The sequence below is a fragment of the Clostridium sp. CS1-1 genome, assembly GCF_056135525.1.
Genome location: NZ_CM148680.1, coordinates 580,529 through 595,757 on the forward strand (window position 1 = coordinate 580,529; position 15,229 = coordinate 595,757).

Genomic DNA, 15,229 nt, shown 5'->3' on the forward strand with positions numbered 1-15,229 from the left:
ATGGATCAAGCTATAATCAACATGGTTTTGGAAGAGCTTAAAAAGAAAATGAATATAGAAAGTTTAAATAGTGATTTATTAAGTGATGAGGCTGTAAGTACTGTGCAAAATGCAGAAAGTATTAAGCTAGAGCTACATGAAGAAAAGTTAGTAGAAAAAGAGGAAAAGAGGGGCGTTAACATGATAAATGATATACCTACAATAACTGAATATGTTGGAAGTGCTCTTGGGGATACAGTTGGACTAGTTATAGCTAACATAGATGGATATCTTCATGAAAAAATGAAATTAGACCCTAAATATCGCTCTTTAGGAATTGTAAGTGCAAGAACTGGAGCAGGCCCACATATTATGGCAGCAGACGAGGCTGTAAAAGCAACAAATACTGAAATTGTGTCAATAGAGCTTGCAAGAGATACTAAAGGAGGAGCAGGGCACGGATCACTTATAATCTTTGCTTCAGAGGATGTATCAGATGCAAGAAGAGCTGTTGAAGTAACATTAAAAGACGTAGAAAGAACTTTTGGTGATGTATATGGTTGTGATGCAGGCCATGTAGAGCTTCATTATACGGCTAGAGCAAGTCTTGCACTTGAAAAAGCATTTGGAGCACCACTTGGAAAGTCATTTGGAATAATCGTAGGAGCACCAGCAGCAGTAGGTTTAGTTATGGCAGATACAGCTATGAAAACCGCTAATGTAGACCTAGTAACTTATGCAAGTCCTAATGATGGTACTGCTCACTCAAATGAAATTATTATAACAATAACAGGGGATTCAGGTGCTGTTAGACAGTCAGTAATAGCAGCTAGAGAAGTAGGATTAGGGATATTAAAAGCTATGGGACAAAATCCAGTTTCAACTACAAAGCCTTATATTTAAAATACATTTAAGATATGGGCAGCGAAATCGTTTAGTAGGAATTATAGAATAAAAGGTTTAATTTAAATTTAAACATCCTTTTGTAACGAGATTTATAATAATTTAGTGAAAAAGGATGTTTTAAAATATATAATGCAAAAATAATTGTAGCATTAAGCTTGGTCTTTAGAGAAAGTTAAGTTTAGCTATGAAGTAGATAAAGGTGGTGTCGATAAAATGCAGGCACTTGGATTTATAGAAGTTATGGGAAAGATTGCAGCCATTGAAGCTGCGGACATATGCGTTAAATCTGCCAATGTCAAGTTAATTGGTTATGAACTTACAAATGGAGCTCTTGTAACGGTAAAGGTAATGGGGGACGTAGGAGCTGTGAAATCAGCAGTTGATGCTGCAAAGGCAAGTGTTGTTGTTCAAGGTAAATTGGTGGCTACTTTAGTTATTCCTAGACCAGCCAATGGGATTAGTTTTATGGTTGAATCTAAATACATTAAAGAAGTAGTATGTAAAGATGATATGGAGAGTAAGAAAGGTTCTGAAAAAGAGAAGCCTTACGAAAAAGCAGAAAATGATGAGCAAGTTATAGAGATTGTGGAAGCAAATAGCGAAGAGGTAAGGGATAACCAAAACTTGGAAGGTGGAACAAGTAGCACAAAAGAAGTTATTCAAGATATGAATAATAGTATTAAAGCGGTTGAAAATGCAAAAGAGATAAGCACTGTCATAGATATAAATAGTATTAAAAGTGATAAGGTTAGGGTTGAAGTTTCGAAGAATGGAGAAATCAATAATTCAGAGAGCGAATTAGTTGAAGAAAATCATCAGTTAACAGATAAGAAGGATATTAGCTGCAACCTATGTCATGATCCAAAATGCTTAAGGAAACGAGGACAACCTAAAAATTTATGTATTTATTATGAAGAAAAATCACAAACTCAATAGATTATCGAATGTATAAATTAAATAAAAAGTATGAAGGTGATGCAAGACATGAAATTAAGCGATGAGCTTGTTAAAGATATCGTATTGGAAGTAGTGAAAAAATCAGAGATTAAAGATAGAAGTTTATGTATACCAGCTGGTGTATCTAATAGGCACATCCATGTAACTCAAGAAGACTTGGAAATTCTATTTGGCACTGGATATAAACTTACAGTGAAAAAGGAATTAAGTCAACCAGGACAATTTGCAGCGGAAGAAACTGTATGTATTGCAGGTCCAAAGGGCTGCTTTACTAATGTAAGAATTCTTGGACCGGTAAGAAAGTACAGCCAAGTTGAGATATCTAAAACAGATGCCTTTTCTTTAGGAATAAAGGCACCAGTTAGAAACTCAGGAAATATAGCAGGGTCAGCTTCTTTATGCGTAATTGGACCAAAGGGAATGAAGGTGTTCAATGAAAATGTTATATGTGCAAAAAGACATATACACATAACAGAGAAACAAGCAGATGTGTTTGGAGTTAAAGATGAGGATCTAGTGGACGTGGAAACTATAGGAGAGAGAAAAGTTGTGTTCAATAATGTACTTATAAGAATAACTGGAAATTCTGATCTTGAAATGCATGTAGATACTGATGAGGCAAATGCAGCAGAATTAAAAAATGGAGATTTAGTCAGAATTACAGGTAAAAATAGGTGGTAGCTATGTTAGAGAGTGCAAATAAAACTATAAAGGATATGGAAGACAGAATTATAGATGAGAACCTAAACTTCAAAAACGGTAGAGATATCGTTGAAAAATTAACTGAAGATGATATAAAAGTTGGTGTAGATCTAGGAACATCTAATATAGTTATAACGGTTTTAGATAAAGAGGATAAACCAATAGCTTGTGCTTTGAAATCTGCTAGAGTAGTAAAGGATGGAATAGTAGTAGACTACATTGGTGCAGTAAATATTGTTAGGGAACTTAAAGAAAGGGTGGAGAAAAAGCTTAATTTACAGCTTAATTATGCAGCAACTGCGATACCACCGGGGATACTTAAAGGAAATGTTAAGGTTATTACAAATGTCGTTGAGGCATCAGGTTTTCAGGTTACTAATGTTATAGACGAACCAGAAGCAGCTGCTAAGGTCCTTAATATTAAAAATGGAGCGGTAGTTGATATTGGCGGCGGTACAACAGGTATATCAGTATTAGAAGATGGAAAAGTTGCCTTTTCGGCAGATGAACCAACAGGAGGGACTCATCTTACTCTTGTTACTGCAGGAAACTTCGGTATTCCATTTGAGAATGCCGAGAAATATAAAGTGGATCCAGATAACTATAATATGGTTTTTCCACTTGTTACACCAGTAATTGAAAAAATGGCGGACATAGCTTTAAGAAGTATAAATGGGTTTAAGGTAGAATGCATTTACCTAGTTGGAGGAACTTGCTGTCTTAAAGGATTAGAAAATGTTTTTCAGAAGTATACTTCAATAAAATCAATAAAGCCATATAATCCTTTACTTGTAACACCGATTGGAATTGCCATGAGTGATACCTAGAATGGGGTGTTAACATGAATATTGAAGAAATAATAAAAAGCATAATTAAAGAAATATTACCTTTAATTAATAAAAAAATATTAATTTTTATTAGTGGAGGAAAGGTTAATGCAGAAAGCACACTAAGGATGTTAGCAGAGTTCGAACTAATAGACTATAGCATAGTGATGTCCGAGGCAGCGAAGTTAGTTATTGACAAAGCTCTGGTTGAAAAGTTTAAAGGAAATATTATAGATTCTATGGATAAGTTAAAGGATGCCATAAACAGCTCAGAAATAATTTTAGCACCAATACTCACAAGAAATACCTTAAGTAAAGTCGCCCTTGGAATAGAGGATAACCTTGTTACAACTGGTATGGCGAGAGCAATAATGAAGAGTAAGGAAATTATTGCTGTGAGAGATAGCTATGATCCGAAAAATTCTGTTAACATTTCTGAAGGACTTTCAAGCAATTCAGCTTACAATTCAATGATTTTAAATTATGAAAACACATTAAACACTTTTGGTGTTAAATTTATTGAGGCTAATGAGTTTAGAGGAACCATGAAGCATAGACTATACAATTCATTTTCACAAATTTCTAGCGAAAAAGAAGTAAATGAGCTGTCTATACACACTGAAAGTAGAGCTGCTTTAAATAAGAACACTAAGAATGAGGTTATTTTAAATAAGTCTCAAGAGGAAAAAGTTATTTTTAATTCATCTATTTTAACAGTAAAAGATATTAATCAAATCTTAGATGATGATGTGATTGTGTTAAAAGAAGGTACAATAATTACTCCTCTTGCTAAAGATTATATTTACACTAATAAAATTAAAGTTCAATTTTGTTAGTATAATCAAGCTGGTTAAAAACCTAACCTAGTATTACATTTGTGTAGAAACAAACTATAGTATATTAAGTATGTTTAGTGACTATGAGCTTTAAATGTAATTTCAGGTATTGTTAATAGGTAACTGTAGTAAATGGTTTTAATGTTAACTTTAAAATATGGAGGTAAGACAATGCAAATGTTAGATAAAGACTTACAATCAGTACAAGAAGCTAGAAATCTTATTTTAAAATCCAAAAAAGCTCAAGAAGAGCTAAAGAGTTTTTCTCAAGAACAGATAGATAGAATAGTTAATGCGATGGTTGAAGCTGTAGAGAAAGAGGCAGTGAGACTTGCAAAAATGGCTAATGAGGAAACTGGATTTGGTAGATGGGAAGATAAAGTATTAAAAAATAAATTTGCAGCTAGTGTAGTATATAACTACATAAAAGATATGAAAACTGTTGGAATTATTAATGATGATAAGGAAAAAGGAATAATGGAAGTAGCTGTTCCAGTAGGGGTCATAGCAGGACTCATACCTTCAACAAACCCTACTTCAACTACAATTTATAAGGCCATAATAGCATTAAAAGCAGGAAACGGTATAGTATTCTCACCACACCCGACTGCTAAAAAATGTATTGTAGAAACAGCAGAAATATTAAGCAATGCCGCGGTAGAAGCAGGTGCACCAGAAGGAATAATTGGATGTATGACAATTCTTTCAATGGAAGGTACAAATGAATTAATGAGACATAATGATATTGCTCTAATACTAGCTACTGGTGGAGAAGCAATGGTTAAAGCTGCTTATAGTTCGGGAAATCCAGCAATTGGAGTTGGGCCAGGAAATGGACCAGCTTTTATTGAAAAATCTGCAGATATACAGCTTGCTGTTAAAAGAATAATTGATAGTAAAACCTTTGATAATGGTGTAATCTGTGCATCAGAACAATCAATAGTTGTAGAAGAGATCAGTAAAGAAAAGGTTATTACTGAACTAAAGAAACAGGGGGCGTATTTCTTAAACAAAGAAGAGTCAGATAAATTAGGTAAGTTTATTTTAAGAGGAAATGGAACAATGAACCCTCAAATAGTAGGAAAAAGCGTACAAGCATTAGCTGAATTATCAGGTTTAAATATTCCGGCTGGTACAAGAATTTTAATTTCTGAACAAACAACAGTAGGTAAGAATAATCCTTACTCAAGAGAAAAACTTACTCCAATACTTGCCTTCTATTCTGAAGAAAATTGGGAAAAGGCTTGTGATAGATGCATCGAGATACTGATGCTTGAAGGTAAAGGGCATACTCTTATAATTCACTCAAATAACGAAGAGATAATTAGAGAATTTGCTCTTAGAAAACCAGTATCAAGATTGCTTGTAAACACTCCAGGAGCACTTGGTGGAATTGGTGGAACAACTAATCTTGTACCTGCACTGACATTAGGTTGTGGAGCAGTAGGTGGAAGCGCAACTTCAGACAATGTTGGACCTATGAACTTATTGAATGTTAGAAGATTAGCTTATGGAGTTAGAGAGTTGGAAGACTTAAGAGGTGAAGAACCCAAAAAAGAAATAGAGAGTATATCAGAAAGTGATCTTGAAAATATTGTTAGAAGTCTTTTATTAAAATTAAATTCTTAAAGGAGCATTAAGATATGTTTTTAGCAAAAGTCGTTGGTAAAGTTGTATCTACTCAGAAAAATGAGAAACTCATAGGTGCTAAACTGCTAATTGTAAAAGAGATTGGAGAAAATGAAGAAATTATTGGAGCTGAGTCAGTAGTTGCTGTTGATACTGCAGGAGCGGGTATTGGAGATGTTGTTCTTGTGATAAAAGGAAGCTCAGCTAGTTCCGTATATGAAGAAAAAAGGATACCAACGGATGCTTCTATAGTAGGTATTGTAGATTCAGTAGAGATTGATGAAAGATATAAGAAATAATTATAATGACGACTTAAGAAGAGCTTATTAGCTAGGTGAACTATTTATTTTCACTGTACAGTTAAGTATTGGAGCAGTTAGTCATCGGATAAGAATAGTAACAGATCTGCTAATCAAATAAGCCTTATAGTCACAGTCTTTTAGAAAGAAGGTAAGGTACAAGATGAAGGTATTTAGCATTAAACCTAAGATTTGTTTTGATAAAGGATCACTGGAGTATTTAAGTACTTTAAAAGGTAAAAGAACATTCATTATAACAGACCCTTTTATGGTTAGGTCTGGATTAATAGACAGAGTAACAGAAATTTTACAAAAAAATAATATCCAATATGAAATGTTTTCAGAGATAAAACCTGATCCACCAGTGGAAACGATAGCATCAGGAGTAAGCAAAATGAAGGATTTTAAGCCTGATGCAGTAATTGCTATGGGAGGAGGGTCTTCAATAGATGCGGCTAAAAGTATTTTAGTATTTACTATTGAACTATTAAATAAAAATGAATGTAGGTACGATAGACCAATATTTATTGCTATTCCAACCACTAGTGGAACTGGTTCAGAAGTAACAGCATTTTCAGTAATTTCCATGGGAAATAGAAAATTTCCCTTAGTAGAAGATGATTTAATTCCTGATATCGCTATACTTGATGCAGACCTCGTTAAAACAGTGCCATCACAAATAACGGTTGATACGGCATTGGATGTTTTGACACATGCTATAGAAGCTTATATTTCACTAAATGCTTCGGATTGTACAGATGCTCTTGCTGAAAAATCTATTAAATTAGTATTTGATTATCTGCTAAGGGCATATAAAAATGGAGATGATTTAGTAGCTAGAGAAAAGCTGCATAATGCTTCTTGTATAGCAGGTATGGCATTTACTAATGCATCTCTTGGAATTAATCACAGCATGGCACATGCACTCGGAGGAAGCCTTCATATACCACATGGAAGAGCGAATGCAATTCTACTTACTAGTGTTATTAAGTATAATGCCAACTTAGAGTTAAAAGAAAAAACCGAAGCAGCAAAAAAGTATGCTGAGATATCTAGAATTTTAGGATTACCTTGTTCTTCAGTAGAAGAAGGCGTAAATAGTCTCATTTTTGCAATAAAGATATTAATGAAGGAAACTAATACTCCTATGAGCTTAAGAGAAGCAAATATAAACAAAATGGATTTAGTAAGTAATTTACAGAATATGATAGATGCTTCATTAAATGATAAATGTACTGCTACAAATCCAAGAATGCCTAACAAATTAGAATTGGCACAATTATTTGTAGAAGTCTATGAAGGATAAGAGTACTTAAATAATTAAAAAATATGAACTGAAGGCAAGTGGAGATTTAAATTGAATTCTAATAATCAACTTCAATGATTGCATCTATTATTGAAATTAATTATAAAACACCTTTATTAATGTTAGAAACTTAGAAATAATAATTTTATAAATATACTATAAGGGGGACTAAATAGTGAAGAACAATTTATTTGGTGAATGTATAGCTGAATTTATAGGTACGTTTATTTTGATATTTATCGGAACAGCAGTAGTAGCATCCTTAGTACTAGCAGGAGCAGATGTAACGTTTTGGGGGTTGTCTATTTGTTGGGGACTAGCTGTAACTATACCGATATTGGTAGTAGGATCTATATCAGGAGCTCATATAAATCCAGCAGTTACAATAGCTTTAACAATATGGAAGGGATTTGATAAAAAGAAGGTAGTTCCATATATTGTATCACAGTTTTTAGGAGCTTTTGCGGCAGCTGCTGTTGTCTATGGATTATATGGTAGTACAATAAAAGCATTTGAGAGTAGCAAAAATATCATTAGAGCATCTGATGCTGGATGGGCTTCAGCAGGAGTATTCAGTACTTTTCCAAGAGCAGGTTTATCAATGACCGGTGCCTTCATGGTAGAGGTATGTATAACAGCAATTCTAGTATTAGTTATTTTTGCAGTAACTGACGGAGATAATGCTAGTTGCCCTAAGGCTGGTATGCCAGCTATAGCAATAGGATTAACTGTTGCAATTTTAGGGGTATCTTTTGGACCTTTAACTGGCTTCGCAATGAATCCAGCTCGTGATTTTGGACCAAGAGTTTTAGCGGTACTTGCAGGATGGGGAACTTATGCCTTTGGACCTAATAACTATGGGCTTATTGTGCCAATATTTGCACCAATTATAGGCGGTATTATTGGTGGTGGTATTTATGAAAAGTTAGTTTCACCTTATTTACCTACAAAAGTACAGATTGAAGTTACAAAAAGTCAGAAAGTATAATAGAACACTTGAATTTAGGAATTCTATGTTGAGTTTTATATAGGAAAAAGCATGTAGTAAAAATTAAAGTTAACTACATGCTTTTGTATATCCAACATACTTATTGAATTAATATGACAAAATTATTTTATGAAAATGATATAAAATAAAAACCATAATTAAACAATATATTTGTATTTCATCGTAGATTACGTAAGAGTGTTCTAATTCTTTTAAAATAGTTTAAGTAAGAAGGATGTGTTATTGTGAATTTACTTGAAAAAATTAGGGAAGCAGGTATCATAGGTGCAGGTGGAGCAGGATTTCCTACTCATATTAAGTTAAATTGCAAGGTTGAGTATTTTATAATAAATGGACTAGAGTGTGAGCCGTTACTCCAATCAGACAAATATATAATGAGAAACAAGAGTGATGAAATAATACAAGCAATAGAAGAAATAGGAAAAGTTATTGAAGCAAAGCATATAATAATAGGCTTGAAAGAAGAATATCATGAAGAAATAAAAGCATTAAAGAGTTCTATAGATAAGTTTAATTCTAGAGTAAAGCTTCACTTAAGTAGAGTTTTCTATCCAGCAGGAGATGAACAAATTTTAGTTTATGAGGTTACAGGAAGAACAATACCACCAGGAGGAATTCCATTAAATGTTGGTGCAGTGGTATCAAACGCAGGTACTATACTTAATATATTCGAGGCTCTTGAAGATAAGCCAGTTACTTATAAGTTTGTTACAGTTATTGGAGAAGTAGCTAAACCTTCAATAATTAAGACACCTATTGGCACAAATGTTAAAGATATTTTAGAAGAGTGTGGTGGAGTAAGAATTGAAGATTACGTCATAATAATGGGTGGTCCTATGATGGGAAAGCAAATCTCAAAGAAGCAGATAGAAAGTAGGGTTATTACCAAAACTGATGGTGCGATTATTGTGATACCTGAAGAGCATTATTTAGCTGAAAGAGAAAAAACAACTATTGAGCATATGAAAAATCAAGCAAAATCAGCTTGCGTGCAATGTCGGTTTTGTACTGACATGTGTCCTAGAAACTTAATTGGACATCCTATAAATCCACATAAAATTATGAGAAGTATTTCTTTAGGTGAGTCAGATACTGAAGTACTAAAACAGGCAATAGTATGCTGTGAATGTGGTGTTTGTGAAATGTATGCCTGCCAAATGAAACTATCACCTAAGAGGATAAATGTATATTTAAAAGGGAAGTTAAGAGAACAGGGAATTAAGTGGGAAAATACAAAAAATACTTTCACTGCAGATATATTAAGGGAGTATAGAAAGATACCTACAGGTAGATTAATAGCAAGGCTGCAATTAGACAGATATAGGAAACAAAGATTGGAAGAGGGGCAGGAAGTAAATCCAATTGAAGTAAGAATTCCTTTAAGACAAGGAATCGGTGTTGGAGGAAATCCAGTTGTTAATGTTGGTGATACTGTAGAAAGGGGACAACTTATAGGCTTAGTAGAAGAAGGAAAAATGGGATCAAATGTCCATTCAAGCATTAGTGGTGTAATTTATGAAATAAATGATAGCATAGCGATAAAAAGCGTCTAGTGGAGGTGATAAAATGATAAGGAGTATAGGGTTAATAGAATTAAATAGTATAGCAAAAGGAATTGAGGTTGCAGATGCAATGATTAAGTCTGCGGAAGTAAATTTACTTTTAGCTAAAACGGTATGTCCTGGTAAATATATCATTTTAGTTACAGGGAATGTAGGTGCTGTACAAGCATCGATTAATCATGGAGTGGCTTCTGGTCAGCAGTATGTAGTGAATAGCCTACTTCTACCTAATGTTCATCCACAGGTAATTCCTGCAATTAATGCATCTAGTAATGTTGAAAAGCTCCGAGATATAGGAGTATTAGAATTTTTCAGTATTGCATCTGCCATTGTCGCTGCTGATGCTGCTGTAAAATCAGCAAATATAGATTTAATAGAAGTCAGATTAGGAGTAGGAATTGGAGGCAAAGCCTTTGTAACTCTTACTGGTGATGTGAGTTCAGTTAATAATGCCGTTACTGTAGGAGCGAATACTGCACTTGAAAGTGGAATGCTTGTAAATAAAGCTGTAATATCAGCTCCTAGTAAAGAATTGTTGCAGTATTTAATATAGATGGACAATTGATTGATATTTCAATACACAAATTTGTGTTATTGCAAATAGAATGACGAAGGAGGTTTGTGTGTAAGAATCTAGGAACATTAGAAAGGCAAATCCGTCTAGTAAATGCTGGGATGTGATAGAGAGAACTCATGGGTGAAGCTTCTGATTCCACGCTGTCAGGTAAGTGGCAAAAAGGCATTAAGTTCATACTTAGTGTCTTCTTTGTGTTACAATGGAAAAAGCGAGCAGGAACTCCAAATTCCTGAATCGTTAATATTTGTTAAGGGGAGTATTGTTATATGAAAAAAGTAATATTTGATTGTGATAATACTATGGGAGTGCCAGGTAAAGATGTGGATGACGGACTAGCACTTTTATATCTTCTTGGAAGAGATGATGTTGAGCTAAAAGGAGTAACAACAACTTATGGTAATAGTACTCTCGATGAGGTATTTGAAAATACGAAAAACATGTTTGACGTATTAAATATAAAAAATATACCTTTGCTAAAAGGTGCTGAATCGGTGGAGTATAGAAAAAGTGATGCGGCAGAATTTTTAGTAAATGAAGCAGCTGAGAATCTTGGAGAAATTACTTTACTAGCAACAGGATCACTTACTAATTTATATGGTGCATATGAGTTAGATAACAACTTTTTTAATAATCTAAAAAGCATTGTACTTATGGGAGGAATAACAAAGCCTCTTATAATAAACGGAGTAAATTTAGATGAACTGAATTTTTCTTGTGACCCTTTAGCTACATATAAAGTATTAAACTCTAGTTGTGATTTAACTATACTAACAGGACACACATGTCTTCAGGCTTTTTTTGGAGGAGAAGAGCTAGCTAGGCTAAGCCTAGAAAAAGGCAATCTAATATATGAATACATAACTAAAAATATAGAACCATGGTATGATTTTGTGGAGAAAAACTTTGGGGTTTGGGGGTTCTATAACTGGGATATTGTATCAGCAGTTTATGTTACAAATCCAGAACTGTTTGAGGATAAGCATGAATATGTAATTTCTAGTGAACAAGACTTAAGGAAAGGGTGCCTTAAAATTGATAAAACTAATGATAGTTCAGCAAAAATAAACATTCCAGTTAAGATAAAAAATAGAGAAAAATTTAATAACACTATATTTGAAGCCTGGCAGAGATTAAGATAACAAGTATAAACAGAATTCTTGGCTTTAGGTGGAGTTTTAACTCCATCTGAAGCTTAGAAGTCGTTATCCAGGGACGTAGCCGTTCTAATACTCCACCTTGGAGAAGGGGGAGTATTAGAACGGGTAGTCATCGGATAAATCGATTATATAGGGTTATGACTAGGAAATCTATCTCATATATGGTGTCTATAAGTAGAATTTGAAAGTACAAGTTTATAATTAGAGTATATTTAAATATTTATAATAATAATTTATAATGAAGCGTCCAACTATAAGTAATACTTATAGTTGGACGCTATTTATTTGTAATATGATATAATAATATAGGTTTTTACAAAAATCGATGTATAGTAATAGGGGGATAAAAGAATGAAAAAGATATTAGCCTTATTCATAGTTTTCATGCTATCTTTAAGTGCCTTTGGATGTAGTGCGAAGAATAAGACTACAACGGATAATATAATGAATAAAGACTGGGATACCATATTAAAGGATGCTAAAGGCTCAACAGTTAATTTTTATGGTTGGGGCGGAAGTGAAACAACGAATAAATGGATTGATGGATATTTAACTACAACGTTGAAGAATCAATATGATATAACACTTAAAAGAGTTCCTATGAATATTGAAGACATATTAAACAAGCTACTTGCTGATAAGCAAGCTAATAGTAAAAATGGGACTATAGATGTTGTGTGGATCAATGGTGAAAACTTTTATACTGCAAAGCAAGCAGAAATACTTTACGGACCTTTTGCAGAAAAACTCCCAAACTTTAATAAATACATGAACAAAGATTCAGTAGAAGTAAAGTCTGATTTTGGGTATTCAGTAGATGGATACGAAGTACCTTATGGAAAAGCACAATTCGTAATGGTGTATAATGGAGATAAGGTGTCAAAAACACCTTCGAGTGCAGAGGGATTATTACAGTTTGTAAAAGAAAATCCAGGTAAGTTTACATATCCTGCACCTCCTGATTTTACTGCAAGTGCTTTCGTAAGAAATGTTATATATGAGACTGTTGGATATGATAAAATAGCTAGTGCTAAGCCGGATAAAGAATCAGTAGAGAAAGTAATTCAACCAGCGATGGACTATTTAAAGCAGCTAAAGCCTTATCTATGGAATAATGGAAAGACTTATCCAGCTACCATAGCTCAACTAGATAACATGTACGCAGATAATCAGGTATTAATGACTATGTCTTACAATCCAAATTCAATCCCTGGTAAGGTGAAAAATGGTGAGTATCCAAAGGGAACAAAAAGCTTTATTTTTGATAAGGGAACTGTAGGAAATACTCATTTTCTAGCAATACCATTTAATTCTCCTAATAAAGCAGGAGCGATGGCGGTTATAAATGCAATAATTACTGTTGAAGCACAGGCAACAAAATATAATCCAGAAGGCTGGGGAGATTTACCGGTTTTAGATAACAGTAAACTTTCAGCAGATGAAAAGAAGAAATTTGAAGAAATTAAACTTGGCGAGGGAGTAATACCTCAGGAAAAGTTATTAAATCATAGAGTTCCTGAAGTACCATCACAATTAGTACCAATTATAGAAAAAATTTGGTCAGAGCAAATTCCTGGAGATAAATAAGAGTAAATTATATATAGGAAGTAATCTTGTTCGATGGCTAAACTACCGCTAAGTGGATGGATTCGTTCAATTAAAAATCAGGTGGGGTCTAAGCCTATCTGATTTTTATTTTCTTAATAAATATTAAAAGGAGAGGGTAGATAGTGAAAAGAGAAATTAAACCATATATATTACTCCTTCCTGCTGCAATTGTTTTATTAGGAATACTAACATCCGGTATAGTGATTGCTTTATCACAAAGTTTAGGCTATATGCCTATTATAGGGCTTAAAGAGATTACCCTTAAGTACTATGTTTCTATAATTACTGATAAGGGTTTCTTAGAATCTTTAAGATTTAGTTTAAAGATTTCATTATTTTCATCAATAATTGCAGTGATAGTTGGTGTAGCACTAGCCTACTCTATGCTTATTAATAAACATAAAAAAAGCATAGATAGATTACTGTATTTACTTCCTATAATAGTACCTCATATGGTCGCTGCTTTTTTGATGTTTAATATTTTGTCTCAAAGCGGGTTACTTCCAAGAATACTATATCAGCTTGGTGCATTAAAAGAACAGTCTTATTTTCCAAGTTTAATTTTTGATAGTTATGGGGTCGGAATAATAATATCTTATCTTTGGAAGGAAATACCTTTTGTAGCTATAGTAGTATACACGTTTATAAGCAATATAAATACAAGTCTTGAGGAAGTGGCCGTGAATTTAGGTGCTAATAGGAGGCAGTTTTTCTGGCATGTGATACTTCCATTATCATGGCCTTCAATTGTATCTTCATTTATTATTATATTTGCATTTTCATTTGGTGCATTTGAAGTTCCATACCTGCTTGGGCCGACTACTCCTAAAACTTTGCCGGTAAAAGCTTTTATAGAGTATTCAAATCCAGATATTTTTAACAGGCCATATGCTATGGCAATAAATATTGTGCTGGCACTTATGTCTATAATAATAGTATGGATTTATGATAAAACTCTTAGTTTAGTATGTAGGGATGTGTAGATGAAATTTATGAAAAAAAACCTTGTTTTTAATATCATTATATACTTAGCTGTTTTTCTAATTATACTTCCACTGGTTGTTTTGCTTTTATGGTGTTTTAGCAAAAGATGGCCTTGGCCTTATGTTTTACCAATTGAGTATAGTTTAAGGGGATTAGCTCATTTTTTAACCGGAACTAATAATTCATTTAAAGTACTCTTATATAGCATTTGTCTATCTTTTGTGGTTACTATAGTTACTTTAATTATAAGTGTGCCAGCTGCCCGGGCCTTAGGATTATATGAATTTAAAGGAAAAGGCTTTTTTAAATTACTTGTGCTTCTGCCTCTTATTATTTCACCAGTAGCTGTGGGAATTGGTATTCAGGTGTTTTTCATAAAAATTGGACTTGCTAATACTTTCCTAGGAGTAGTGTTAGTACATTTAATACCATGCTTACCTTATGGTATAAGGATACTTACTAATGTGTTTGAGATTATAGGGGAATCTATGGAGTTTCAAGCAAGGACTTTAGGAGCAAATAAAATACAAACCTTTTTTTATGTAACATTACCTTTAATATCGACTGGCTTAATATCTGCAGCGGGCTTAATATTTATAGTATCTTTTAGCCAGTATTTTTTAACCTTTATAGTAGGCGGAGGAAATATTGTAACACTTTCAATGGTTATGTTTCCATTTATTCAAAGTGGAGATAGAATGATAGCAGCTTGTTATAGTGTGATATTTATAGTTTCTACTTTAATACTTTTAGCTGTGATAGAGAAAAAGGTTAAAGCTTATTATTCCATAGAAAATCATTTTTACATTTAGATATGTTAATGTATAGATGTTAAGATAATATAGAAAGTAGAATAAGGTTGATATATCTAGATAACAAATTTGAACTATA

15 protein-coding genes are annotated in these 15,229 nt (G+C 33.2%); all 15 read left to right on the top strand.

Going from position 1 to position 15,229, the window contains the following annotated elements:
- The first annotated feature begins 21 nt into the window (after nucleotides 1-21).
- The 15 genes from pduB to AC0N0V_RS02615 all read left to right on the top strand — a co-directional run bounded on the left by pduB (nucleotide 22) and on the right by AC0N0V_RS02615 (nucleotide 15,150).
- On the top strand, nucleotides 22-882 hold the full coding sequence (pduB, locus tag AC0N0V_RS02545; RefSeq protein ID WP_474464417.1) for a propanediol utilization microcompartment protein PduB: 861 nt from the start codon (nucleotides 22-24) through the stop codon (nucleotides 880-882).
- A 216-nt stretch (nucleotides 883-1,098) separates the two neighbouring features.
- The gene (locus tag AC0N0V_RS02550) at nucleotides 1,099-1,821 is read left to right on the top strand and encodes a BMC domain-containing protein (protein ID WP_474461981.1); all 723 of its coding nucleotides are present in this window, start codon (nucleotides 1,099-1,101) and stop codon (nucleotides 1,819-1,821) included.
- 48 nt (nucleotides 1,822-1,869) lie between these two features.
- Nucleotides 1,870-2,523 (top strand): phosphate propanoyltransferase, encoded by a 654-nt coding sequence (locus AC0N0V_RS02555; protein ID WP_474461982.1) that lies wholly within the window; start codon nucleotides 1,870-1,872, stop codon nucleotides 2,521-2,523.
- A 2-nt stretch (nucleotides 2,524-2,525) separates the two neighbouring features.
- The gene (gene eutJ, locus AC0N0V_RS02560) at nucleotides 2,526-3,371 is read left to right on the top strand and encodes an ethanolamine utilization protein EutJ (protein WP_474461984.1); all 846 of its coding nucleotides are present in this window, start codon (nucleotides 2,526-2,528) and stop codon (nucleotides 3,369-3,371) included.
- 14 nt (nucleotides 3,372-3,385) lie between these two features.
- The gene (locus AC0N0V_RS02565) at nucleotides 3,386-4,207 is read left to right on the top strand and encodes a flavoprotein (protein ID WP_474461985.1); all 822 of its coding nucleotides are present in this window, start codon (nucleotides 3,386-3,388) and stop codon (nucleotides 4,205-4,207) included.
- A gap of 171 nt (nucleotides 4,208-4,378) precedes the next feature.
- On the top strand, nucleotides 4,379-5,836 hold the full coding sequence (locus tag AC0N0V_RS02570; protein ID WP_474461986.1) for an acetaldehyde dehydrogenase (acetylating): 1,458 nt from the start codon (nucleotides 4,379-4,381) through the stop codon (nucleotides 5,834-5,836).
- Between the two features lie 14 nt (nucleotides 5,837-5,850).
- Nucleotides 5,851-6,135, top strand: a complete 285-nt coding sequence (locus AC0N0V_RS02575) for a EutN/CcmL family microcompartment protein (RefSeq protein WP_474461987.1) — start codon at nucleotides 5,851-5,853, stop codon at nucleotides 6,133-6,135.
- A 163-nt stretch (nucleotides 6,136-6,298) separates the two neighbouring features.
- On the top strand, nucleotides 6,299-7,441 hold the full coding sequence (locus AC0N0V_RS02580) for a 1-propanol dehydrogenase PduQ (RefSeq protein WP_474461988.1): 1,143 nt from the start codon (nucleotides 6,299-6,301) through the stop codon (nucleotides 7,439-7,441).
- A gap of 175 nt (nucleotides 7,442-7,616) precedes the next feature.
- Nucleotides 7,617-8,429, top strand: a complete 813-nt coding sequence (locus tag AC0N0V_RS02585; RefSeq protein ID WP_474461990.1) for an MIP/aquaporin family protein — start codon at nucleotides 7,617-7,619, stop codon at nucleotides 8,427-8,429.
- Between the two features lie 245 nt (nucleotides 8,430-8,674).
- A complete protein-coding gene (locus tag AC0N0V_RS02590) occupies nucleotides 8,675-10,003 on the top strand; it encodes a 4Fe-4S dicluster domain-containing protein (protein ID WP_474461991.1) in 1,329 nt (442 codons plus the stop codon).
- 13 nt (nucleotides 10,004-10,016) lie between these two features.
- Entirely contained in the window at nucleotides 10,017-10,565 is a 549-nt protein-coding gene (locus tag AC0N0V_RS02595) for a BMC domain-containing protein (RefSeq protein WP_474461993.1), read from the top strand.
- 290 nt (nucleotides 10,566-10,855) lie between these two features.
- Nucleotides 10,856-11,728 carry a nucleoside hydrolase gene (locus tag AC0N0V_RS02600; RefSeq protein WP_474461994.1) on the top strand — a complete coding sequence of 291 codons (873 nt, stop codon included), beginning with the start codon at nucleotides 10,856-10,858 and terminating at the stop codon, nucleotides 11,726-11,728.
- 369 nt (nucleotides 11,729-12,097) lie between these two features.
- Nucleotides 12,098-13,333, top strand: a complete 1,236-nt coding sequence (locus AC0N0V_RS02605; RefSeq protein WP_474461995.1) for an ABC transporter substrate-binding protein — start codon at nucleotides 12,098-12,100, stop codon at nucleotides 13,331-13,333.
- Between the two features lie 143 nt (nucleotides 13,334-13,476).
- Nucleotides 13,477-14,337: an ABC transporter permease gene (locus AC0N0V_RS02610; protein ID WP_474461996.1), complete on the top strand. Its 861-nt coding sequence runs from the start codon at nucleotides 13,477-13,479 to the stop codon at nucleotides 14,335-14,337.
- Between the two features lie 9 nt (nucleotides 14,338-14,346).
- A complete protein-coding gene (locus AC0N0V_RS02615) occupies nucleotides 14,347-15,150 on the top strand; it encodes an ABC transporter permease (RefSeq protein WP_474461997.1) in 804 nt (267 codons plus the stop codon).
- Nucleotides 15,151-15,229: the final 79 nt, after the last annotated feature.

What these genes read in the sequence shown, in the direction of transcription:
- AC0N0V_RS02570 (WP_474461986.1), top strand. Translation starts at nt 4,379, where the DNA reads ATGCAAATGTTAGATAAAGACTTACAATCAGTACAAGAAGCTAGAAAT.
- AC0N0V_RS02550 (WP_474461981.1), top strand. Translation starts at nt 1,099, where the DNA reads ATGCAGGCACTTGGATTTATAGAAGTTATGGGAAAGATTGCAGCCATT.
- eutJ (WP_474461984.1), top strand. Translation starts at nt 2,526, where the DNA reads ATGTTAGAGAGTGCAAATAAAACTATAAAGGATATGGAAGACAGAATT.
- AC0N0V_RS02555 (WP_474461982.1), top strand. Translation starts at nt 1,870, where the DNA reads ATGAAATTAAGCGATGAGCTTGTTAAAGATATCGTATTGGAAGTAGTG.
- AC0N0V_RS02595 (WP_474461993.1), top strand. Translation starts at nt 10,017, where the DNA reads ATGATAAGGAGTATAGGGTTAATAGAATTAAATAGTATAGCAAAAGGA.
- AC0N0V_RS02565 (WP_474461985.1), top strand. Translation starts at nt 3,386, where the DNA reads ATGAATATTGAAGAAATAATAAAAAGCATAATTAAAGAAATATTACCT.
- AC0N0V_RS02600 (WP_474461994.1), top strand. Translation starts at nt 10,856, where the DNA reads ATGAAAAAAGTAATATTTGATTGTGATAATACTATGGGAGTGCCAGGT.
- AC0N0V_RS02575 (WP_474461987.1), top strand. Translation starts at nt 5,851, where the DNA reads ATGTTTTTAGCAAAAGTCGTTGGTAAAGTTGTATCTACTCAGAAAAAT.
- AC0N0V_RS02580 (WP_474461988.1), top strand. Translation starts at nt 6,299, where the DNA reads ATGAAGGTATTTAGCATTAAACCTAAGATTTGTTTTGATAAAGGATCA.
- AC0N0V_RS02615 (WP_474461997.1), top strand. Translation starts at nt 14,347, where the DNA reads ATGAAAAAAAACCTTGTTTTTAATATCATTATATACTTAGCTGTTTTT.
- pduB (WP_474464417.1), top strand. Translation starts at nt 22, where the DNA reads ATGGTTTTGGAAGAGCTTAAAAAGAAAATGAATATAGAAAGTTTAAAT.
- AC0N0V_RS02605 (WP_474461995.1), top strand. Translation starts at nt 12,098, where the DNA reads ATGAAAAAGATATTAGCCTTATTCATAGTTTTCATGCTATCTTTAAGT.